Genomic DNA, 24,897 nt, shown 5'->3' with positions numbered 1-24,897 from the left:
ACCAAATTCTTCCTATATCGAGTAATGAAACTATATGCTTAAGAATTTATTCCCCCCAAGAATTCCACTTGATCCATTCTTTCCCCTAATCATTCCCCTTAATTGGTTAAATAAGTAAAACCCACTGATAATCAGCGGGTTTTACTTTATCTTTGCGGAGAGGGCGGGATTCGAACTTGGTTTTTATCTATTTGTAAATGAGGTTTTTACCATTTAATCTTTTGCCTTCGCCACTATTCTGCCATTTATTAAATAAATCCTAATAAACATTATTTATAAAGAACAATCTGATCTGTTTTTATTTTTAAATATAATAAAAATTTACTTTTTGATGAATAAAATATTTTAAATTGAATATGGAATGCTTAATTGCGTTATTATAATTTTAATTTTGCCTTATCTTTTTGGGTGATTAAATTTCTTACAATGAAAATTTTAGATAAATTGCATTTCGAATAATGTGTAATTGAAATATATAAGTGCAATTTTTCTCCTCAACCAATTAAAATGTTTAAAAGATACTTACTGGTAAGCATAAATTCAGAAATTTGAAAAATACAAGTTATTTTAAATTTAATAAATTCAAAAATTAATATTTTCAAATGTTAGGAGCAATTGGATTTACTTTAGATGTTAATGCAGTGGAAATGTAGGTTGTGTAATTTTAACTTTTAAAAACAAGTTCCTAATGGAGTTTATGAGGGTAGGATTCCTCTTTTAAATACTTTAGAAATCTTAGTATATAATTATTTATAAGTTAGTTTAATATTCAAACTTAATGAAATCTAGACAGTAAGTAACCTACATATTTTGGATAAACTAATTCTTACTAGAATTTTAATTGAACCCAAACTTAAATTGTTCATGTAAAATAAAACTTTTGATTTTTCTGAAACTTAATATGTTAATATAAAATTGTAGTGTAATTTATTTATATTGTTAAATTCATTCTATATTTTTAAAAATTTATTGATTTGACTATATTTTGCCATATTCTAAAAAGTATGGATCGATTTTCTGTTATGATTTCTGCATCAGCTAAAATCCCAGGTTTAAGTTTGATAATGGAATCTTTTTCATTTCTTATTAAACCAACTTTAATTAAAAATACACTGTCTCTTAATGGGATATTTGAAATGTAATCTATTTTACCATTTAGATACCCATATTCTTGATGAGGAAAACTTCTAACTTTGAGAATTACTTTTTGATTCTTTTTAACTTTAGAGGAGGTAGATTGAGGAATAAACATTTCACCAAAATAATCATTTTTTTCTGTATGGACATAAAAAAGGGGGTCACCAGATTTGATAAATTGGTTCTCTTGCAAAAAGTTTCCATACACTAAGATACCTTCCACTGGAGAGGAAATAATAAATTGTTTTTTCCAATTTTCAGCCTCGCTAATGAAACTATTTAAAGAATGAGAGAATTTCTTTTCTTCTTCGAATATTTGATTTTCGATTTCTGAAAGCTCTTTATTCTTTGATAACAAATTACTTTTATTTGAAATTATATTATTCTCTATTTGCGGGATTGATTGTCTTTTTGATAATAGTGCAGCTTCTTTTTGTTGTAGCTCTAAAGAACTAATAATTTTCTTATCTGCTAAACTTTTATATTTTTGGTATTCTGCCTCAGCTAATTCTAACTCTTTTTTTTGTAATTCGTAAGTTTGGTTAATTCGTTGGTTTTGTTCATTAACATAGTTTAATTCATTATTGACTATTTTTTTTCTTTTTCCAAAAATACCACCTTCACTAATAGCTCTATAACTAATATAAGACAAATAAAAATTTTGAAAAGAATTTTGCAACTCTCCTAATTCAAGATTATATGGAGAAAAATTATCATCAAGTTCTATTTTATTTATTTGGTTCGATCGAATATTTTTTAAATAATCTAAAATTTTTATTACTTGATCGTGGTCAGCAACACTTTCTATATAGGCTATATCTTGATTCTTTTTTACCCAGACCCCTTCTTTTACTAATAATTTTACCAAATTTCCATCAACTTTACTAAGCAGCATTTTGGGTGCATTATCAGAATTAAATTTTAAAGGTGCATTAACTATTTCAGGATATTTAATAAATACGGAAATACCTAATATCATTAGTATTGTAATGAGGATAAAAGAAATCCCACGCTTCAAAAGCCAAGAGGGTGGTTTCGCAATGATATCTTGTAATTCTTCCGAATGGATATCTTCTTCAATTAATAGATATTTTGGCATTTTATTTTCCTAATTCTAATTGATTTTTGACTAATTCGTAGTATTTACCTTTTTTTGATGTTAATTCTTTGTGATTCCCTTGTTCAACTATTTCACCTTTTTCTAATACAATTATATTATCCGCATTTTTAACAGTACTGAGTCGATGTGCAACCACAATGACGGTTCTGTTATAAAAAAATTGATTTAACTTCTCTACAATTATTTTTTCATTATTTGCATCCAATGAATTCGTGGCTTCATCCAAAAAGATGTACGTTGGTTCTTTATAAACTGCTCTTGCAATCATTAATCGTTGCTTTTGTCCCTGACTAATTCCTTTTCCCGCAGTTCCTATTTTTGTTGCTAATCCAAATGGTTCTTCTTCAATAAATTTTTCCATATTTGCAATATTAATTGCTTGTTGAATTTTTAATTCATCTATTTGGTCTTCATTTATGGCAATATTATTTTCTATACTATCAGCAAAGATGAAATTATCTTGTAAAACAGATCCACAACTGTCTCGCCATAAATTATAATTAATTTGATCCAATTTTTTACCTCCAACTAATATTTCACCTTCCTCGGGTTGATAATATCGCAAAAGTAATTTGAGGATTGTGGTTTTTCCAGATCCACTAGCCCCAACTATTGCTGTTGTTTTTCCTTCTGGGAATGTTAAATTCAATTTATTAAAAATAGGTTCATTACCTGCACCATAATATCTAAATGTTAGATTTCTCATTTCTATTGTTTTATCTTTTGGAAGTTGCGTTAAATAATCCTTTTGAATATCTTCTTCCTCTTCAGTCTCATAAATTTCATTTAACCTTTCTAAACTAATTTTAGCATCTTGATAAGATTGCATAAATCCTAATAATAGTTCAACTGGATTACTAACCATACCAACTATGTATTGAATTGCCATCATACCTCCTAATGTAATATCTCCATCAATTACAGATTTCGCAGATATATAAGTAATTAAAATTCCCTTAGCTTGGTTAATTGCCATAGATCCGATGGATTGATATTGAGATAAAGCTAAACTTTCAACCTGATAGTTAAATAGCTTTGCTTGCAGATTCTCCCATTTCCAACGTTTTTGTTTCTGTGCGTTATTTAGTTTTATATCACGAATACTCTGAATCATCTCCACAACATATGTTTGATTATCAGATGAAATTTTAAATCTCTTATAATCCAATTCACGTCGATAATTCATAAAAGCTAAAATCCAAAAAGTATATAGAAAAGTAGCAACTATAAAAACAATGAAAATTAATTTGTTATAAATTAACAATAATGTTCCAAATATTAACATGTTGATTATAGAAAATAACGTGTTAAGTGTACTTCCTGTTAGAAAACTTTCTATGCGTTGTTGATCTGACATACGCTGCATTATGTCACCATGAGTCTTTAAATCAAAGAAATTCATTGGTAATTTCATGATTTTGATCAATAAATCTGTTAAAATTGATATGTTAACACGTGTGCTAATATGTAACATGATCCATGACTGTATGAACGAGACAGAAACACTACCAATGAAAAGCATTAATTGTGCTATAAGAATTAGATTGATAAAGCTTATGTTCTTTGTATTAATCCCTATATCTACTACAGATTGGGTAAGAAATGGTGTAATTAAGGACAATATTGTACCTAATAACATTCCTAAGATTAATTGGATAAATAACTTTTTATATTTATAAAAATACGTAAAAATTTTACTCCAATCTAATTTTAGGTCTGGTTGTTCTTCATTATTAATATAAAAGTTAGGACTAGGACTCAATATTAATGATAAACCAGTATGTAACTCTTTAGTAGAATACCAGTTTTTTGAAAAATCTTTTTCAACATAAGTAATTATTCCAGATGCTGGATCTGAAAGGTAATATTTGTTTTTACTTATTTTATATAATACCACAAAATGATTCTGATTCCAATGTAATATACAAGGAAGTTCCACATCTTTTAATTGCTTTAGTGAGAGCCGAACACCATAGGTGCGAAAACCTATTTTTTCAGCCGCTTCAGAAATACCTAACAAATTAACACCATTTTTTGTAGTTTGACATAGTTTTCGGATTTTATGAATAGATACTGGCTGACCATAATACTTGAAAATTATACGAAGACAGGTGGCACCACAGTCCATCTGATCTATTTGTTTAAAATGAGGAAATCGTTTGAGCATTAAAGAATCAATAAAGAGTGCAATAGTTTAGTTCTATAAAATATTGTAAAGTGTATTAAAAAATAAGTGTGCTAATTATCAATAAAGTACTCATAAATTATAAATTAGGTAAACAAGCTTAAATTTAGGGAATATTTAAATATGATTTTTTGTTAATAAGATTTTCAAAATAGATATTATTTCTTAAATAATATTTTTTTCTATTATGTTTTTAAATATTTTGAAATTTTTTTTATTTTTTGAATTTTATCAGAACATCTAATAAAATCTACTTTTATTGGATGATCAATTTGATGATTATCTGAATTGCCAAAATTTTTCTGAATTGATATGAAAGGATGTATTACATATTTATTTGGGCTCATTTCAGAAAATTTGCCATCCGAAGTAACGTTCGAATCAATACCTTCATTTAATATTTGATCATAAAATTTGTTATGTATAATAATAAATTGCATATTATAAAATTCACTTATCCAGCATAGGTTTTCATCCACAACTACAATATGAGATACATCTGATACCCCCCCTAAGACAATATCTGCACCTAAATAAGCACTTCTATAAATGTTTTTAAATAATGTAGTTCTATTATAATTTTCAGTAAATACATGATTATCCTCACAAATAATAATTACTTCATCTTCACGTTCCTTAGCTAAAGCGATGACTTTTTTTATGCTCATCCATAAGCCTAATGCCCTATTTTCATTTTCACATGCTTCCACAATTTCAATTGAAAATTCATTCCTATTTTGGAATTCATTTAGTACATTTGATAACTTATCTAAGTTATTTTTTAAATTAATTATGTATACTGGAATTTGTAAATCTTTAATTGTATTATCACAAATTACAGGTATAGTAGAATTTAATATGTGATTATAAATACTATCTAGAAAAATTAATTTATTTGCCATGTCAAGAAAATAATTATCCAAAATACCTTTCTTATTGTTTTTAATTGTCACGTCTGAATATCCAAAATCTTTTTGAATTGATATAAATGGATTTATTAAATAAATATCATTACTTAATTTGGATATCCATTTATCGATTACGTCTATGTTATTAAAGGTTGTATTAAGAATTTTGTCATAAAATTTTGAATAAATAATTGAAAATTGCATTCCTGTGAAATGGTCAATCCAGTATAAATCACTGTTTATTTTAACACCGTAATCAAACCAACTTACACCTCCTAACAATACATCAGCTTCTATTTTATTAACTATTTTTACTAAATTTTTGAATCTTTCAAAGTCAAAGTTTTCAGTAAAAACATGGTCATCCTCACAGAATAATAAATAAGGTAAATTTTGACTTTTTGCAAGCTTAATTATATTAATTAATGATTTATAAAGACCTTTCGCAGGTGTTTTATCAATAATTGCATCATAAAAATGGACTTCAAATTCTAATTGCCCTCTAAATTCTTTTATTATATTTTTCTTACGATCAATTCTATGTTTTAAATTAACAATATATGTTGGGATTTTATTTCTCATGTATAATAATTTAGTGATTTTATAAATTTTAGTATTTATTATTTATTAATTGATTTAAAGCTTTATTTAAATTATTTTAACCATAATTTGATTAACTTTTATAAGTTTATAAATCGTTATATTTCAGTTAGTATTAAATTTTAATTATTTCCTTTTCATATTTAATGTTATAATAGAAGAATTTATATATTTTTTAATAATATTTAATTTAAAAAATATAACATATATTACTTTATGGAATAACACTATATTACAAGATTTTAAATATTAAATGCTTATTCAATCAACCAATAATCTATTACTATAAAGTGATCCGCCCATTAATAGTTAGTAATAAAATAGCTTTTTATAGCTGACGCATTATTATTTATTGATTTTGTGCAATTCCAATGATAAAATATTGTTACTGTTTCTGTTTTAACACTTAAAGTAAAAGTGTCCATAGCAACACACTCAAACTTCCAACAACAGATTCTCCGGATTCAACTAGAAGCCTATCTAAAACATTTTTTAATTGTTGACATGAAAATTCTTCTGTCTCATTTAAGTTTAAATTTGAAAATGATATCTCTTTCAAAAAAAAATTACTTTTAATCATCAAATATTTACTTACTAACGAATATTTTGGGGAGGTTATTTCCAGTAAACATTCTTCTTTGACTAATTTCACTTGCATCTAATTGTGGCTTTTTTCTAGAAAAAATTTTTTAATTCTGAAATTTTATAACTATCTGGATATTCAAAACCATTAATATAAATAGTTGGAGTAGCTCTGATTTTCATATTATCACACCATTCCCACATTGCATTTATTTTGGCTTTTTGATTTTCTAATTCGAAATCAATTGGATATTTTTCAGCGAAATTCGTATAAATTTTCAGATGAGATGAATACCAATCATCTAAAGCTTGCATAATTTTATTTTGCCCATACTTTTCTTGTATGGCTAGAAGATGTGTAACAGGAGCTGTTTGCGAATCTGATTGCTCACCAGAAGCAGTAAAAATAATTCTAACCTTAACATCATTATTTCGCTTTATAATTTCCTCTAATTCTGGATGAGCTTTTGAGCAAGGTTCGCAAAATGGATTACAGACTTTAACAATTTCGTTTTTTGCGTTTGGATTTCCAATAACAATTCCCAAATTATCTGTAGGATATTTTATTTTATCATTCTTATAAAGTAATGTTTGGAATATTTCTGAATTATATCGAAGTTTTCGCCAATTTTTATTCATATTCTTGTATTTGCGAGAATTTTTTATAATTGGTAATAATGAATAAACAGCCAGAACTATAAATAAAAACAAGCTAAGGCTCAAAAGATAATTGTAGAGATGACTTATAGAAAAAATAAAACCATTAACTTTTATGAAGACCAACGAACTAATAAAGTTGATAATTAAAGCGAATTGAATAATCAAACATAAAGGACACCATTGTTTAACAATTTTGGCTTGATAATAAAATGAGAATATGATATATGGACTTATTATTATTGCCGAGATAATAATTATATAGGTATAAATAATATGCGTAGTAAAGAAAATTTGTAAGGTAAAAAGTGTAGCCATATAAGAGAAACCCCAAATAGACCAACTAATTCCAAAAAATGATGAATGTGAAGAATTAAGTATTGAATCACAATTTAATTTTTTAGTATTGCCTCCACACACTTCCCTTATCACCGGATTATTGGTTTCAATATGATATAATAATAATAAATTAGAAATCAATAATCCGACAAATGATGTTGAGGTAAAAACAACATTTATCCATGATATATTAAGTTGATAATTAAAAATGATATTAACTAAAGTAAATATAAGTAAAGCACAAAACATATAAATTGGCATATTTTTAGCAATGTTAATATTTCTTTGTTTTACCAAATTTGACTTCAAGTTTGCTTCATCCTTTTTATGATTGTCATCTGTTAATAAAACTACACCTTTATCAATATTTTCAAATTCTAAAAAAGATATTGTATCATATTTATGCTTTTCCGGATCTAGATACGTTATATCTTTATCTGTCACATTACTCACTAATGTAAAACTGGCTTTTTGCCAATTTTTCTTTTGTATGGAACATACAAATGGGGTTTCAAAATCTACATAACTAAATTTTCCTTTGTTTATAGCTGCTGATTCGATACCATATTCAAAAAGTGTATCCTTAATTGTTAATAATGAAGGATTATCTATATGGTTATCCAATAAATAAATTAAGTTTAATTTAGTATACTTTACTTGATAGATTTCTAATAAATTTTTGCAAACAAAATGCAAATCATTCTCTTTTTTAGCATTAAGTACTTCAAGAAATCTCATAAGGTTAATTGGTTGTTTTTTTCAATATTATCAAAAATAATTAAAATAAAAAATTGATTTTAATTTTTATTTTAATTATTTTTGATAGTATAGTTATAATCTCTATTTTAAATTATATAAGATTAGATGCTTCCTAAATAAGGAAAATATGGTGTTGGATTTATATAAGAGGGATTGCTACATTTAATTCGTTAAAATTGATCCTTCGAAATGGTTAATATAAACGTATTTTCTCAGATTTTAAGTCTAATAGACCTCGCCTTTTAAATAGACTGGTTCTGCATTACAAATCAGTCAAACGTCTTAAAGGCATCAACAGCAGGACTCATTTTGAAAACATGAGGTTTAGCCAACTCTCCTCAACCGATTCGCTTAGTGATATTTCTAATGGACTACGCAGTACTTACTTAATGCAAAATAAATCAGCAAATCTTTCCAACATTATTGCCCATTGGAATCTTAGCCTTTTTAGAGATCTAATATTACAAGCTTTCGGATCTAATATTTAACAGCTCCCACATGAAAGACCGGAATTGAGAAGACATAGGCGTAAGGTGTTTTTGATCTACAGTTATTCCACTATCCTTGAATGTATTTGATTGGGTGAAGTTCCGTACTGCTAAGGGAACAGTAAAGCTTCAAACAATATTGGACAACGATGGTTTTATGCCATCAATTGTTTACATCGCTAATGGTTAATAACATGAATCCAAATTAGCCACGAGAATGTCATTTTTTAATGGAAGTGTACTTGTTTTAGATCGCAGCTATGTTAATCTTGCATAGATGAACGTTTTGGACAGCAACAAAAACTGAGTATATGAGTTCTTCACCAATAATATCAATTGGAAACCAGCGAAAGTGGCAGCTCTTTATAAAGTGCGCTGGGAAATTGAGACTTTCTTTAAACACAACAAGTAACGACTTAAGGTCAACAGGTTCGTGGGTACTTTTGAAAATGCTGTATACATACAGATATAGACGCTTTGATCGGGATTATGCGCATTATGTACATTCAAAAGAAGGCATACAATTGGAGAGCTTTACACCATTGTAAGCAGCAAACTTGCCAAAGATAGCTATGGGACAATCCTAGCAACTATCAGAGGCACTAAGACAGATGACATTGTCCAAGTTTTTAGCGTAGATGTTTAATGTTTCAAATTAGGATTTACTTTTGTTGAACTTAACAATTAGACATCCTAATTATCCCAATAACTTCTATTAAAATTGAATAACTTTTATAGTGAATCAATAGTTCTAAAATATCCTTAAATTAGAGTAGTATAACCATAATATATTGCATATCCAAAGGTAAAGAAGTTCGTATTTTGTCAAGACTTATTATGTCTTAATATAAAAAAAATACTATACTGTAATTTTTCCTTATAATGATTTTATAATAGATGAGTTTATAAAACACAGAAAGTTGAATTTTTTTTTAATTTATTACTTTTATCAAAAATTGATTATTCAACTATTTGAAACCAAAAATGAAAAATATATCATGGATTAGAAAATAATTAATTGTGCACAAAATTTAAATTAATAACATCAGTTTGGAACGTATTAAATAAAAGTTTTTATATTGGTATGACTGTTTAGAATATATCATAAAAAGTAACTGTTTGTAATAATCTTATATACTTGTATTTCATATTTATTGAAAAATTAATCTGAATTTGAATAGGTTAAGATTATTATTGAAATGAAGTTGCAATTAATAACAATTATGATATAAGTAAACTGAGTTATAACAACAAGAAAGTCATTTAGATTATCTATTTATCAATCAATTGTATTGTTTTTTAGAAATGAACAAATGATCATTAGGTAATTAATTGAAAAATCTTTTATATGTTTAAATTTAACAAAAGAAAGTAAAGTTATGATCACAATATTCTTAGCATTAGCAGACGAAGAAGTTACAGAAAATGTTATTGATAAACGAAATATTTCTAGATTGTTTTTAGTTGGGATTTCTTATATTGTACTTCATTTTAAAATAATTAAAGCACATTTTGCGACCTTGATTTAAGTTATATAAAATTTGAAAGAATATTTATTAGTTTATTAATCGATTTTAAATTGGTCTATTATGAAATTTGAAATATCAAAATTTTCATGTATCTTTTTGATATTTATAACCACTAGTGTTTGTGCTCAAACTAAACTTTCTTTAAAAGATTGTTTTAGATTAATTGAGGAACAAAATTATGATGTAATGCAATCTAATTTTAAAATTCTTTTAAGTGAATTAGATTTAAAAGACGCTAAAAATTCATTTTTACCAATCATAAATTTTGGAGCAGGCAATAATTACAATTTAGGACTTGCATTCGATCAAATTTCAGGTGAATTAGTCACAGGGAATAAATGGTCGAATATCGTGAATGCAAATATTAACATGCGTTTTCCCATTTTCCAAAATTATTCATTTCGTAATAGATTAAAGCAATCTTTGCTATCCTTAGAAGTTAATAATTTACTAAAAGAGCAAGTGCTACAAATTCTTCAAATACAATTATTGACGAATTATGTAGAAGCAGCAGCAAACAAATCTTTATATGAAATAAGTCTAAAACAACTGGATTTTGCAATTAAGCAACTTAATCAAGAAAAGCAAAAGTTTGAGATTGGCACTAATTCAATAATAGATATAACTCAAGCTGAAAGTACTGTCGCTAGCAACGAGTTTGTTATTCTTAATAATTTAATAAATTATAAGAATAATATTTTAGACATTAAACAAATAATTGGCATACCTTTAAGTGATTCAATTATATTACAAGATATTGATACAACTGATATTGAAAAAGTATTTTTTTTATACGAGTCAGATAATTTTAAAGATCCTTTTATAAGAAAATCGAAATTAGAAATTAAACAATCTGAATTAAATTTAAAATACGCTAAAGGAGCTTATTTTCCTTCAATAAGTTTTTTTGGAGGTTATGGAACGAATTATTCATCTGAAAGAAAAGACTTTTTAACTGGAAACTACATGCCACTTATTAATCAAATTAATCAAAATAGAAATTTAAATTTTGGACTATCGTTAAGCGTACCAATTTTTGATGCTTTCAAAACAAGAAATAATATAGTAAAATTAAAATTTGATTTGAATTCAAAACATTCAGAATTAAAGAATATAAAAATTGAAAGGCAAAAACTTATAATACTAGCAGAACAGGAATATCAAAGATCTATAAAAGAACATGCATTTAAACTTATGCAAAAGTCTGCTCAAGAAAAAAATCTCTCAGCAGTAAAAGAGCGTTATGAAATAGGGGTTGCCAATGCGATAGAGTATAATAAAGCAATATTAGACTTTAATCTCTCAGAAGAAAATCTCATTAAATGCAAGTATACAATAATTTTAAATCTTGAAACATTGAAAATATTGAGTAATACTTCGAGTTTGTAAATATATAAGAATTGTGATTATTAAGATTTGAATACAAAGATGATTTGAATTATAAAATCAAAATTATTTGTATTTAAGTTTATTCTTCCATTCTTCTTAAAAATATAGAAATAGTAACACATATGGTACTACATTAATAAAAGTGTTCTAAGAAGAATTATTAATTTATATATTCTTTATACACGCAGAATTTGGATTGATGTTCCAATAAAAAATTATTATATTATTGGTAAAATGCAATTTTATATATCATGAACGTTCAGTTATGACATCTTAAATTGAGATTTGTTTTGGAATTAGGCTTAATTTCAAAATATAGATTTTATGTCAATTGAGAAATGATAGTTTTAACCTGACGCAAGAAATTTTGCCTTAATTGTTGAGTAAAGTTCATCATTTAAAAATAAATATAATTTTAAAATCTTATATAACAAATCAGTGTTGAGATTATATGATTTAAGAATAATATGTTGAAGGTGAAAAATAATCAAATTGACGAATCATTTTCGTTAAAGTGAAAATTTAAGTTTAGTTCATATTTAACATTTGTATAAATTTAAAATATTTGACTAGATAAATAAAGGATGCGTGTTTTTTTAGCGTAAAAATTCAAATATTTTTATAAATTCATTTTTTTCCATTCTAAATACCTAGGATCATTACAAAATATGTCACGATTGTATTTAAAGTTAAATTTCTCAACTAGTTCCCATGTGTTAGAATTAATTTGTTCTTCATTGAGAGTTTTTAAAGTTGTATTAACCAAATGATATACAATTGATTTTTTTACAACCATAGGAATTATTCCAATATTAACAAATTGTTCAATAGCACTATTATCAGCAAACCAAAATTTAAATTCTTCATCAAATCCTCCAATTTTAGACCAAACTACTCTTGAAATCATAAAGCACCAACCTGAAAAATGTTTTCCATTAATAACACCTTTTGTATCTCGTTTAATTGAACTTTGCAGGTGAAATCTTGGTTCATGAGGAGATACAACATCATAATTTGGTTTTAGTAATTCAACTAACCAATTATTTGCAAATATTAAATCATTATTTGCAATCATTATCCATTTAGCTTTGCCTAAACTAGCACCGTAATTAGAATATTTATTATAGTTAAATTCTCCTTTCATACGAATAGTTTGGCAATAATTATATTGAACACTTTCAGCTTGTTCTAATACAATGATGTTTATATATATACCGCTTGAGCCTAAAATAGCAGTGTTAATAGCAGTTTGCGTACATTCATGCAATTTTTTATTTTTTGCATTGGAAAGAATGATTAAATCCAATAATGCAGGCGTTACATATTCAAAATAAATATCATTTCTTTTTAGGAGTTTTCGTTTTATTTTTTTAAACCTTTCTCTTTCTAATTTCATATTAATTTTTTTATTTAGATTATGTGGTTAGGTTATTTAAAATTTATAATTTAAGGCTATTTACTAAAATTTTACTATTTTATCAAATTTATATTACATTAATAATTGAACTAAAAAAAAATGGTATATAATTATGTAATAATCAATTTAATGTGAAATAAAAAATACTAGATTAGTAAATCTATTTATTTTAAAAAAAACATTTTTACCTTCTATTAATTTTATTTAAATGATTATACTTAATGAGATTTTGTTTAATTATTTAAAACAATTGGACAATGAAAGTCGGTATTCAGTTGATTTTATTAGTCACTCTTTTCGATAGAAGTTATTAATTATTATTATTAGAAGCAAATAATATTAATTTAAGTTCAATCCTAGTGGATATTGAAGTGATAGGACATGAGTTTGTTTTTAATGTTCATCTCCTTTTATGGAATGTGGATATTCTGGAGTAAGCTGACCCCAGCATCTGGACAAATAAGAAATCGCCATCTGTATTTAGAGGCTGTTAAAGCATGGCATTCTGGCGGATATTGACCCCTCAAATAAGGGTTTGAACAATTTTTTCTGGAGTAAGCTGACCCCTCTTTCGAGATATGGTCATTTTATTCTGGACGATGTTGCCCCCTTTATAACCCACTCATTTTTCATGGGTTTCTGTTTTTTGGTTTATTTGGGCTAGACCTAATCGATATATTCCAATGGCCGGTAAATCAAGACCCATGAGTCAGATCAACAGTTAATACGATTGCACAGGGAGGATTATCCCATTAAAACAATAGCCCGTCATCTTTTCATCAGTAAGAATACGGTGAAGTCCTATCTAAAGAAGTTAACGGACCTAAACTTATCTCTGGAAAGGATATTGGAGCTGGAAGATCCAGTTCTTGAGCGAATGCTCAGATCGGGTAACTCTGCCTATCGGGACGAGCGTTTCGAGCATCTAAAAGAAAGGCTTCCTTATTATGAAAAAGAACTATTACGGATAGGTGTAAACCGGAAGCTTCTATGGGAAGAGTACCTTGTTGCCCATCCACAGGGATATAGCTATGCCCAGTTCTGTTTTCATCTAAAGCAATTACTGGTCTCACGTCGCGATGGAAGCATGGTACTGGACCACGAGCCCTGGGACAAGCTTTTCATCGACTTCTCCGGCAAGAAGCTGGGGTCCATCGACCATGAGACGGGTGAGATCATTTCATGCGAGATATTTGTTGCATGCCTGCCATATTCCAACTATTGCTTTGCCATGGCCGTCCCCAGTCAGCGATCACCCGATTTTCTCTATGCATTGGACTGCTGCCTGCATTTTCTTGGAGGGGTTCCCAGAGCGATCGTTCCGGACAAACTTAAGTCGGCCGTCATACGAACCGATCGGTATGAACCCGAGATCAACAGGTCGATGGAAGATCTGGCCAACCATTATGATACGGTCGTAGTGCCCGCAAGGCCTGCCAGACCCCGGGAGAAAAGTGCCGTAGAGAACCATGTGAAGATCATCTATACACAGGTATTTGCCAAGTTGCGCAATAGGCAGTACTTTGATCTCCCCTCACTCAACCTTGCTATCGGAGAATGTATCGAGAGATTGAACCTGACCAGAATGCAGGACAGGAACTATTGCCGTCAGGAACGGTTTCTCAGCAAGGAGCTGTCCAGTCTCAGACCGCTTCCGCGGGATCGCTTTTCGATGAAGTATTATACGACCCTCAAAGTGGGCACCAACGGACACGAACATCTCAAAAGAGAAAGGCATTCCTATAGCGTTCCTTATGCCCATATTGGCAAACATGCCCTAGTGGTCTATACTGAGCGTTTAGTCCACATCTATGTAGAGAACACACCGGTACCCCTGCACAGCAGGAGTTTTGTTCCCAACAAATACTCGACGCTTCCCGAACACCTTGCTTCCAAGCACCAGCAGTATGGCACCCGTTCGCCAGATTATTATATCAAGCGCGCTCTGGATATCCACCCGGACTTTCACTTACTGGTTGTTTGGGTCTTTGGACAAAGGGACCGATATCCGGAACAGCTCTACAGAACGTGCGAGGGACTCTTCAGATTGCAGCGCAACTATGGGGAAACATTCTTCAAAGCATGTGAAATTGCCTTAAGGAACGACATGCTGTCCTATAAGTTCCTGCAAAGAATATTGGAAAACGGAATGGCGGAGCAACAGCAAGAGACAACGGATAACAGGCAATTGCCACAACATGTAAATATCAGGGGAGCATCCTATTACTCTTAAAAAATGAACTATAAAACTTAGTATCAGATGAATGTAGAACAACAATTGTACGCGCTCCGCTTCCATGGAATGGAGCGTCAATGGAAATCCATGAAAGAAACACGGCAGATCGGGAAACTGGCCCTGGAAGAAGACCTTGCCCTTTTGCTGCAGGCCGAATCTGACAGCCGCTTCGAACTGCGGTTCGAGAGGTTATAGAAGAACGCTGCCTTCCGTTACCAGGCCTCTATTGAAGAGATCAATATGGATGCATCCAGGGGGATCGACAAGATCCAGTTGATGGACCTGGCCACGGGGCAATATATCGAAAGGGCGGAACCGATCATTATCGTAGGTGCAACAGGCTGCGGAAAATCTTTCATGGCGTTAGCTCTGGGGCTCAGGGCTTGTGCCCAAGGTAAGAAAGTCGCTTACTTCAGTATGCAAAAATTGCTTTTGAGAACAAAAATGGCCAGGTTGGATGGATCGATCCACAAGCTTCTTATGAAACTCTCCAAGGTAGAACTGCTGATAATGGATGACTTCGGCCTGGTAAACCTCGACCAACAGCAAAGAATTGACCTGATGGAAATCATAGAGGACAGGCACACAAAATGTTCAACGATCATTGCAAGCCAATTGCCTGTGGCCAGTTGGCATCCTGTGATTGGGGATGATACATTATCAGATGCCATTCTGGATAGGATAGTTCACACATCCCATCGGATTGAACTTAAAGGTGAAAGTCTAAGAAAAAAGAAGTAATATTGTCAGGCCATTTGTAGGCAATCCTGTAAACAAAAAATCAGGGGGTCAATATTGCCAGAAGGGGGGCAACATGACCAGAATATCAATATGTATCTAGTTTATTAATTGAGAAATTTTCAAAAGCGCAGTAGGTCTGTAGTATGAAAAGTTTAATCAGGATAGCTTATTCTTTATTATTAAAAATAAGACAAGGGTAGATCTGTCATAAATAAAAATCAAATTTATATTGATAAATATAAATGTTTAATAATTTTGGATTCATAAAAATGAACATTTTTGAATTTGAAGCAAATAATAGAATTATTAAATTAAATTCGTAAACCTCTCATTTGTTTGTAAAGACCTCTGTCAGATAGACCATTCTTTTTGAAGTATATTTGATTTCAAACTTATTAAATCTTTATATTTCCTCTCTTATCTCAAATATTTCTAACAAAAAACCAACATTATGAAATGAATTTCATTGATTGAAAATGACGCTCGTTAGAAATAGACGAAGAGACTGTTTCTGATAAGGATATAATAAATTGAATTTATGTTTTCATCATAAATATTTTTTGATTTGTTTTTCAATAGTTTCTATAGTTATTGAGCGTTCCATTATTTTATTATCCTTCGCTCTAACAATTAAATAAAGAGGTACCGATGAAATATTTAAATGTTCAAACCGGTTATTATATTTCTCCCAATCGACCCAATACATATAAAATGAAAATTTGTTGTTAATATTGTAATTGTTCCAAGAATCCATATCACTCATTATGGCTAAAGAAATTACTGAAATTTTGTTTTTTAAAGACGGATCTAAAGAGATTTTATTCAATTCTGTATGACCTTTAATACAGGGACCACACCATGTTGCCCAAATATCTATTAAATAAAATTCCGTATTTAATGTTGCTGGATTATCTGATATCAATATAGAGTCACCTATATCAATAAATTCTTCTTGGTCTTGTTTTAAATTGTTTGAATAGAAGCGATCGATTTCATGTTTGAGCTCAAAAAGATTGTTATTATTTGGTTCGTGTTGTTTAAGACATTCATAAGTTTCCATGATTTCAGTATGAAATTCTTTTAAAGAAGGAATGAGGAAAGTATACATTTTGTTAAATGCATATTTTGATGTTGGATGTTCTCTTATAAGTTTTAATTCGCTTAATATTTTTTTGTTATTTATTTCCTTATAATCAATATTCAAATCCAATATATCAGACTCAAACTGATCATTAATATTTTTAAATAATTTTTTGACATTATTTTCATAGTCTATATTGTTTTTACTTGTATTGTCGATAGAAAGATTTTGACCTTGGCTATGTAGTGTAGTAAAAATCCAAATTGAACATAACAACAGAGCAAACCTAAAAAATATATGCATATTTTTATTAATTTAATATTTTTATTAACTAAAATTTTCCAATTTCTTTTTAAACAAACTTCCAATTTTTGTCTCTTTTTCTGTTGTGCTTAATTCATCAAAAAAAGATTTATATTTTTCATTTGAAAAATTAGGGTCACTCATTAAAATATATGCTTTTTCAATATTTATAAGTTGATTATTTTTAATAATACTAGAATATAAATTGTCTAATAATTTATTTATTACTTCAATTTCATTCTTAGATTCAATATTAATTGATTGCTGGTTTAGATTTTGTAATTCTGATCTTTTTTTGACCAGAGAATGGGATCTGTTTCCAACTTTTAACCATGTATTATAAAAAAAAGAATCAGAATTTACATTTGATAAATATTCGTATAATCCACTTTCTGGGCTGTTCAAAATAAACTCAACCTCAAAATTGCTCTCATAACTTAGTAAAATGGTTGCTCCTCCGTGTGCATGGTTTAAAGAAGCTGGTTCTGGGTTTGCAATAGAACCTTCAAAAAAAAATCTATTATCTTTTATTATTGAAGAATCTACTTTCCCACTTAAATATTCAAGATAAACATAGTTACCATTTTTCAACGGACCACTAATCGACATTTGGGGATTTATTTCATTTTTTATGAAACCTTTAATAGAATATGATTTCTGAGCAGAGGATTGTAAATAGAAGCAGATTAATAAAAAAAAAACAAAATATCTTAACATAAAAAGTAAATTTATTTTAAATACTGCAATAACCCTTTCGTTATTGCAGTCATTGCTAATTTAAGGAAGATTATTAATTAGATACGAAAACCGACCTCCAGTCAGTTGCTGTTCCTCCGCCTGCTACTATACTGTTATACGTTGTTTTACATTTATCTGAGCAAGTCGTTTCTGTTGTTGGTGCTGGGTTTAATGTAATTGGATACCAAATTCCGTCACCGGCCTTTACGGAACAAGAACAAGAAGTAGTTCCACTACCACCACTACCACCACTACCACCACTACCATCAAAACCACCAAGAACATTTTTTAATTGTACTTTTGAAAGTTGTTCAACTTCATTGAGATTCAGGTTTTTGAATGAAATTTTTTTCATAAAATAAAGAGTTTATTGGTTTAAAATAGCACTCCACTCACACGGAATACTTGAGTTTAAATAAATATGAGGATTGTGAGCTCCTCTTTTATATTGGTTAAAATTTAGATGTTATTAAATGTATTAAAAATCTCGAAATTAAATATAATAATTTTATTTAAAATCATAAGTCGTGAAAATTTTCCTGTCTTGTATTAGATTTATTTAGTAATCCCCACTACATTATTTTCTAACTTTTTATTTTGTGTTTTTAACAAAAAATTCTTACTGCCGTCAAAATTTTTATTTTTTATTAAATAAATATATATAAAATATTTTTATATATATTTTTAAATTTAAAAATATATATAAAATAATATTCATAAAATTCTCGCAAATTTAATATGAATTAAACAAGTCCATTGGGGATTGAATAGGTTTTATTGGAAGCGGTATTGAATTGCATACATCATTAGAGATCTTTCAAGCGAAAATAGAACATGGTTTTGAAATATGGATTGTGTTCGATTACATTATTAACCATTTCATATTGGAGCGATCCAATATTTTTGCAAAGCGATATTTAAGGTCAAGTCGGACTAAATTGAAAAGTATATCAATTTTACCTAATTATATCAGATAAGGATTGTTTCATATAATTGTGATTCATTAATTTCTCCTACTATTGTGCTTTAAATCAGTATATCCATTCCTTTAAAGTGATTTTTTAAAAGCTTAAAAATTGACTTCCAATCTGTAATTTGAATATTATTTATTTTACTGCAATATTTATTGAGTGGAAATTGTACATTGAAATTTTCCAAGAGCTCCATTCCTCTACCTGTTAAGCAGATGGAATTTCTCATATTCAGGAAGGGCACTATGATTATGGCGCAAGATTCTATGATGCGGAAATAGGTAGATGGAATGTTTTTACCCTCTTAGCGGACCACCAGGACCAAATCGGAATGCCCCATACAGCGCATTTTGGAATAATCTAATTATGTAAGATGACCTTGTTGGCAATGTTCTTTCTGTTCATGGTTGGATGCATTGGAAATGTTGGATTTGTGTTGTATGATGTAGGTGTTTTGGTTCACGAAAAAACCACAGGAAAAACAAGTGTTGAAAATTAGGCGGCTCTAGGGCTGATGGCACTTCTATTTTTGATCTAATTTTCGTAAGTGATGGGCAAGAGGTTAAATCAACAAGGAATGCGGTTATTAAAGCTAATAATGCGTTAGATGTTGCTAAAACTGCAGATAAAGTAGACGATGTAATGAAGAATAGAGTTTATATTTAATAAGGAACAAAAGTGGCTATTAAAAATGCTGATTGTAAAATCAAAGTTGAATGAATTATTGACCATAATACAGGTAAGCCTATAGAAAAAGGGTAAGATTATTTTTTGACACAAAACAGGCCAAGAATGAAGTGAGTATAAAAAGGACCCAGCCAAACCAAGATAAAACAAGGAAAAGGATTTAAAAAGCCAGAATAGTCCAAAGAAATATTAAATAGAAGACAGGAAGTTTAATGTGTCACACAAATACGATGAAAACCCAAAAAAATAATCAACTGAAGATAATTAAAAGATTGGAAAATGCTGTTTAGCTTGGCAAATCAACATTGATTAAATCTTTGATACAGGAAGGGTGTGATTTTAATGCAGTAGATAAGAACGCAAGTACTGTTATGTACGATGCTATTACAGAAGGCTTTCAAGATATAGTTTTAGAACTATGCGTAGCAAATGCAAACATAAAAAATCAAGATAATGATGGAAAAACCCCATTTCATTTTGCATCGATACATAGTCAATTGGAGATTGCAGGAATATTATTTAAATATAATGCGGATGTTAATTTAAAAGATGAGAATGGTAATTATCCGATTTTTGATTCCATATTTAATTCAAAAAAAATTATAATATTTTTTTTATAGAAAGAAAATAATGCGGACTATACAACGCTTAATAATTATGGAATTAATCCTAAAGAGCTCGCTGAAACAATTCCATTAAGTCAATTAGAAACATGTTAGCGTTTCCCTTCAAAATGAAATTCAACTACTATTTTACATTTGCTTGTAGAGCTTTTGTACTCCAAACCTTACCTAGTATGATAATTGGAATTCTGTAGTTTTCCTTCAAAGTTTTTTGCAGTTTTGAAATGTGACTTTATAACTTCGATTTAGCTTCCTATAGGTATTTCATTTCAATTTACGTAAGATGCTGACACACAGAGAGGTGTTTGAGTGCATAAAGGTGTTATCCTGGAAAGCTATTATACAAGTAGCTGCGTTGAGGATTCGAATCCCTTCCTCTCTGTTTAATTAAAATAAAACCAACTGAAAATCAGTTTGTTTTGTTATTTTATAAATTTAAGGGGAATGATTAGGGGAGAGATTTAGTGTTAATATAAATTACAACTTATACATCATCAAACTCTTGAATAATGTCTTTTGCCTCAATAGGATTACCCAAGCTGACTAAGGTTTCAATAATTGTTGATGGCTGTATACGATCTTTTGTTTTATAAGCCAATAGGTATAATAATGCTTCAGAACTTAGTAAAATGAAACGTTTTATATTAGTATTCCAAGTTATCTCATTGATAAAACTATCGAAATTTGACTTGAACGAATTACTTACAATTATGAATCCTATTTTCTTATATCCTTTTTTTTGTAATTTAGGGCAATAATGATTGATGTATTCTTTAATTGCTCTGTCATCTATACCTAAGCTATATCCGTTAGAATATGCTTTTGCATCTACTATAAAAGCTGTGTTTTCTTCACGATGTCTTAAAATAGCATCTGGATTTCGACCACTTCCTTGAACAAGAATTTCTACTTCAAAATCTAATTGTTTGAATATTTCAGCTACTAATTTTTCATAAGCACTACCTTTTGACGAAGATGATTTCTCGGTCTCAGCACCAAGCTCTATTAATTTAGAAACTTTAGGAATTAGATAATCTGATAATTCAAAAGAAGCAGTAATTGTAATCGATTTTTCTTCTTCTATCTCAATCTCTACCACAGAAGCTTTACTTTCTTTTTTAGTTGAGGATGTTATTTGTTTATTTGGGTTACCCTTGAAATTCCAAAAAGCGTGTTCTGCCTCCCAATTTGATTTTGCTACACCTGTATATTCAGATAATATCTTTTTAATTTCTTCATTTAAATTAAAGAAATATTCATACGCATTTACTTGAGAAGTTGTTTCTTCCCAAAGCTCTAATTCAGTATACGCATTAATCAATGACGTATACAAAATAGGCCATTTATCAGCATCTTGTACCTGCCAATAATAGGATAAGAAGTACGATACAGAACCAGGATTGGGAACTTTACGTTTGTCCTTAGCTTTGCTGTATATTTCTAGACAGTATTTCTCTAACTTAGAAAGTTTACTCAATGCATCTTTCAAATCTAAAGGTTCTTTGATACACTCTTTTAGTAAATTAACTAATTGAGCAATATTTACTTCACTGTTCTTTACCAATTGATTAAAAAACATTTGACCTTTAGTTGCTGTAAAGCCCCATAAGTTATTTCGTTTATTAAAACTGTCAATATTCGTTTTGAACTCGTATATATTGATAGTATTCGATTGAAATTCATTTATAAACTTTTGAAGCTCTATAATGGCAGCACGTCTTGAATCATCTATGTTTACTAATTCTTTACCTTTGGTATCAACAACCAATCGGTTTGATTTAATATAGTTATCCCAAATGTTTTTTATTTGTATTTGCTTATTGGTTGGTATCATTATAGTACTTTTATAGAATATAGTTTGTCAATTATTTCTTTAAATCCCTTAAAATCTTCTAATTTAAATTTTTCAAAATTATTTTGAATATAATTTTTAGGATCTTGAAAAGATGATAAATCTTTAAAGCGTTTAGCACTACTTACTTTATTAAAGTAATATTTTTTATAGCTAGAAAGCAAAAAATAGTCTTCTAATAAGAAGTCTTTAGGGAAATTTTTAGTACTAGTTTTGGGATATACAAATGCGTGTAAATTTGTTTTACCAGTCTTTGATATTTTTTTATTTAATTCTGTCACTGTTTTTCGTCCAGGATCATCATCATCACAAATGATAAATAAATTTTGGTTGGAATTTATAGACCTATAAATTTTATTATAGATTTGAATTGTATTGTCTGCACCTCCGCCATTAATAAAATCAAAATTTAATATTTTATATTTTGCATCAACTGTTTTGAAATATCTTAATGCTCTTGTTAAATATTTCTCATCGTACTTACCTTCAACTAATATAATGTCGTTTTTAGATGATACAGCAATTACACCATCCATTAAAGAAAAGTCATTCCCTGAGATATTTTTAATATCGGAAAACTTACTAGCATTAGTAACGTTAATACCTGAACCTTTATCATTTAAAATAAATGTAGATTCGTCAGGAAAACTGTTTAACAAACTAGGAGAGTGAGAGGTTAAAACAGAACAATATTCTGATTCCTGTAAATAGCTTTTTAGTTCTTTTTTCTTAACAATGTGTAAATGAGAATCAGGCTCATCTAAAAGTATTATAGAATTTTTATTTGCTAAAACATTTAATATACATTTAATCAAAATCAATCTTTTTTCTCCTTCACTCAACTGTTTTAATCCTAGGTTCTTATTTTTGATTTCAATCCTAGTAAATAACTTTTTATCTCTCTTCATTCCAACAGCAAAGAGTAGGAAAAATAATTTTCTACAATTCTTTTGATTATCTCCAGTCTGTAATATTAAAATATCTTTTATCTCATTTATGTGCAATGCACTTGCTTTGTCGTCTTGGCGTATTTTAATTGTACGAATTAATTGTAAAGCTTCATTATACGCTTTTTCTCCATCATCAATATTTTTTTCATACCATTCGATCTTACGGTCAAAACTACTCGAGAAAACAAATTGAATTGATATATCTGTTAATTCATTTACTTTTAGAATTTCTCGAATGTAATCGCTAGAGTTATCATTTGCCAAAAGAGTTAATAATGCAATCTGCCAACTATATTTATTAACATAAACTAGCTTTTGTTTTTCTTTATATGAGCCTCTAGCTAATTTATTAAAATATGTAGAATAGAACTTTGAATAAATTTCTTCCCACATTCTTTGTTCATCCCCACTATAACAAGCAAAAATTTCAGATGGTAAATAATCTATTTTCGATCTTTTAATTCCCTTGTTTTTTACTTCCTCTCCTTGCTTAAGTAAAGTATAGACTCCGTTTTCGATTTGAATTTCTTTGTTGTCAATTGTGTATATTATTTTATATTTGAAATTGTATCCTGGATGAAAATCCTTAATACTTTTATTTTGATACAAACTTCCAAAAATCAAACTAATTGCCTCTAAAACATTACTTTTTCCTGAACCATTTAACCCTATTAATGCGATATAATTTTCAGAATTACTGAAATCGAAAACAGTAGTTTTCTTTAAATTTTTATATCCTTTTATCTCGAGATATTTAATTTTCATAATTGGTTAGTAGTTTAACTTGGTGTTTTTTTACTGAAAAATCAGTTTTTCAAATTCTTCGTTGGCTTGCTGTTTTAATAGTTTGGATTTACTATTACTCACTAAAGCTAACGACCTTAATTTCTTAATTTGTTTTACGATTGACTCTTGCTTATTAATATCTTCAACAACTGGAATTTCAATCTTCAATAGATTATTTACTCCTAATTCTGTTTGTTTAGTTGCCTGAGCTGACTTTATCTGATTTACTTGTTCTTGTCCAAAAGAACTATTAAACAATTCTACAAATAGTTCAGGATTAAACAACTTTTTATTAAGCCTCAATAGCAGAATGTGGCTGTCATATATAAGACCTTCGAAATCTTTTGAAACATAACTTGCACGTCCAATTGTTCCATCTCCAGTTGAATTAATAATGATATCTCCTTCTTTTGTGAAAAATTTTTTGTCAATATTATTATACCATTCTGGAACAACTGTTTTTGCAAATTCTATTTCAATTTTATTCCAACGATTACATTTCTGATTTAAAATGTATTTTTCTGATTTTTCACTATATTTTGGACTTTTACCTCTAAATACATCCTCTACAAGAGATTCATATTTACTCAACGGTTTTAGATTGAATTGTTTACTTTCAAAACCAGAGCTCGAAAGCAATTTATCAGTACCCCATTCTAATACATCTTTAAACTCAACTAAATTTAATCCCTTCTTGTTTTCATTTTTAGTGTAGGCACTAATTCCTATTTCAGTATACAAATATTGTACGTCTTCAAACTAAATTAGACACATTAGGATGAAACCTTAAGGAGACTTTCGAGTTATAAATTTATTAAT

17 protein-coding genes, 1 tRNA gene and 1 pseudogene are annotated in these 24,897 nt (G+C 28.8%); 8 read left to right on the top strand and 11 right to left on the bottom strand.

The window, feature by feature from the left end; genetic code table 11:
- Positions 1–958 precede the first annotated feature (958 nt).
- The 4 genes from ACFRAE_RS17115 to ACFRAE_RS17100 form a co-directional block, all read right to left on the bottom strand.
- Positions 959–2,236 (bottom strand): HlyD family secretion protein, encoded by a 1,278-nt coding sequence (locus ACFRAE_RS17115; protein ID WP_422798392.1) that lies wholly within the window; start codon positions 2,234–2,236, stop codon positions 959–961.
- Position 2,237: 1 nt separating this feature from the next.
- Entirely contained in the window at positions 2,238–4,424 is a 2,187-nt protein-coding gene (locus ACFRAE_RS17110; RefSeq protein WP_422798391.1) for a peptidase domain-containing ABC transporter, read from the bottom strand.
- Between the two features lie 203 nt (positions 4,425–4,627).
- On the bottom strand, positions 4,628–5,932 hold the full coding sequence (locus ACFRAE_RS17105) for a hypothetical protein (RefSeq protein WP_422798390.1): 1,305 nt from the start codon (positions 5,930–5,932) through the stop codon (positions 4,628–4,630).
- A gap of 693 nt (positions 5,933–6,625) precedes the next feature.
- Complete coding sequence (locus ACFRAE_RS17100; RefSeq protein ID WP_422798389.1) at positions 6,626–8,266, bottom strand: vitamin K epoxide reductase family protein; 1,641 nt, start codon at positions 8,264–8,266, stop codon at positions 6,626–6,628.
- 227 nt (positions 8,267–8,493) lie between these two features.
- Between ACFRAE_RS17100 and ACFRAE_RS17095 the strand changes: the two genes are divergently transcribed.
- The 3 genes from ACFRAE_RS17095 (at position 8,494) to ACFRAE_RS17085 (ending at position 11,693) form a co-directional block, all read left to right on the top strand.
- Entirely contained in the window at positions 8,494–8,775 is a 282-nt protein-coding gene (locus tag ACFRAE_RS17095) for a DUF4372 domain-containing protein (RefSeq protein WP_422798393.1), read from the top strand.
- Between the two features lie 1,379 nt (positions 8,776–10,154).
- Positions 10,155–10,304, top strand: coding sequence for a hypothetical protein (locus ACFRAE_RS17090; RefSeq protein WP_422798388.1), 150 nt, complete (start codon positions 10,155–10,157; stop codon positions 10,302–10,304).
- A 60-nt stretch (positions 10,305–10,364) separates the two neighbouring features.
- Positions 10,365–11,693, top strand: coding sequence for a TolC family protein (locus ACFRAE_RS17085; protein ID WP_422798387.1), 1,329 nt, complete (start codon positions 10,365–10,367; stop codon positions 11,691–11,693).
- A gap of 619 nt (positions 11,694–12,312) precedes the next feature.
- Here the strand turns inward: ACFRAE_RS17085 and ACFRAE_RS17080 are convergent.
- A complete protein-coding gene (locus tag ACFRAE_RS17080) occupies positions 12,313–13,089 on the bottom strand; it encodes a glycosyltransferase family 2 protein (protein WP_422798386.1) in 777 nt (258 codons plus the stop codon).
- 751 nt (positions 13,090–13,840) lie between these two features.
- On the opposite strand from ACFRAE_RS17080, the gene istA reads away from it, so the two are divergent.
- The 3 genes and pseudogenes from istA to istB all read left to right on the top strand — a co-directional run.
- Complete coding sequence (istA, locus tag ACFRAE_RS17075; protein WP_422798385.1) at positions 13,841–15,343, top strand: IS21 family transposase; 1,503 nt, start codon at positions 13,841–13,843, stop codon at positions 15,341–15,343.
- Between the two features lie 27 nt (positions 15,344–15,370).
- Positions 15,371–15,541 carry a hypothetical protein gene (locus ACFRAE_RS17070; protein ID WP_422798384.1) on the top strand — a complete coding sequence of 57 codons (171 nt, stop codon included), beginning with the start codon at positions 15,371–15,373 and terminating at the stop codon, positions 15,539–15,541.
- A gap of 12 nt (positions 15,542–15,553) precedes the next feature.
- Positions 15,554–16,087 (top strand): annotated as a pseudogene (istB, locus tag ACFRAE_RS17065) (IS21-like element helper ATPase IstB); the annotation flags it as partial.
- 547 nt (positions 16,088–16,634) lie between these two features.
- On the opposite strand, the gene ACFRAE_RS17060 reads toward istB, so the two are convergent.
- The 3 genes from ACFRAE_RS17060 to ACFRAE_RS17050 all read right to left on the bottom strand — a co-directional run bounded on the left by ACFRAE_RS17060 (position 16,635) and on the right by ACFRAE_RS17050 (position 18,564).
- Positions 16,635–17,471, bottom strand: a complete 837-nt coding sequence (locus ACFRAE_RS17060) for a TlpA family protein disulfide reductase (protein ID WP_422798383.1) — start codon at positions 17,469–17,471, stop codon at positions 16,635–16,637.
- A gap of 24 nt (positions 17,472–17,495) precedes the next feature.
- Positions 17,496–18,188, bottom strand: a complete 693-nt coding sequence (locus ACFRAE_RS17055; RefSeq protein ID WP_422798382.1) for a DUF4369 domain-containing protein — start codon at positions 18,186–18,188, stop codon at positions 17,496–17,498.
- Between the two features lie 73 nt (positions 18,189–18,261).
- A complete protein-coding gene (locus ACFRAE_RS17050) occupies positions 18,262–18,564 on the bottom strand; it encodes a hypothetical protein (protein WP_422798381.1) in 303 nt (100 codons plus the stop codon).
- A 1,608-nt stretch (positions 18,565–20,172) separates the two neighbouring features.
- On the opposite strand from ACFRAE_RS17050, the gene ACFRAE_RS17045 reads away from it, so the two are divergent.
- Both ACFRAE_RS17045 and ACFRAE_RS17040 read left to right on the top strand, forming a co-directional pair.
- Entirely contained in the window at positions 20,173–20,487 is a 315-nt protein-coding gene (locus ACFRAE_RS17045; protein WP_422798380.1) for an ankyrin repeat domain-containing protein, read from the top strand.
- Positions 20,488–20,785: 298 nt separating this feature from the next.
- Positions 20,786–20,872 (top strand) — tRNA-OTHER (locus ACFRAE_RS17040).
- A gap of 102 nt (positions 20,873–20,974) precedes the next feature.
- Here ACFRAE_RS17040 and ACFRAE_RS17035 read toward each other — a convergent pair.
- From ACFRAE_RS17035 to ACFRAE_RS17025, 3 genes are read right to left on the bottom strand one after another with little or no spacing between them, the layout of a single operon-like run.
- Positions 20,975–22,324: a restriction endonuclease FokI C-terminal domain-containing protein gene (locus ACFRAE_RS17035; RefSeq protein ID WP_422798379.1), complete on the bottom strand. Its 1,350-nt coding sequence runs from the start codon at positions 22,322–22,324 to the stop codon at positions 20,975–20,977.
- Positions 22,324–24,057 (bottom strand): ATP-dependent nuclease, encoded by a 1,734-nt coding sequence (locus ACFRAE_RS17030; RefSeq protein WP_422798378.1) that lies wholly within the window; start codon positions 24,055–24,057, stop codon positions 22,324–22,326. Before ACFRAE_RS17030 ends, ACFRAE_RS17035 begins: the two co-directional genes overlap by 1 nt.
- A gap of 30 nt (positions 24,058–24,087) precedes the next feature.
- Positions 24,088–24,819 carry a hypothetical protein gene (locus tag ACFRAE_RS17025; protein WP_422798377.1) on the bottom strand — a complete coding sequence of 244 codons (732 nt, stop codon included), beginning with the start codon at positions 24,817–24,819 and terminating at the stop codon, positions 24,088–24,090.
- Between the last annotated feature and the right edge of the window lie 78 nt (positions 24,820–24,897).

This window comes from Sphingobacterium sp. HJSM2_6 (assembly GCF_049316305.1).
Classification (GTDB): Bacteria; Bacteroidota; Bacteroidia; order Sphingobacteriales; family Sphingobacteriaceae; genus Sphingobacterium.
This window is presented reverse-complemented; position numbering and strand designations above follow the sequence as displayed.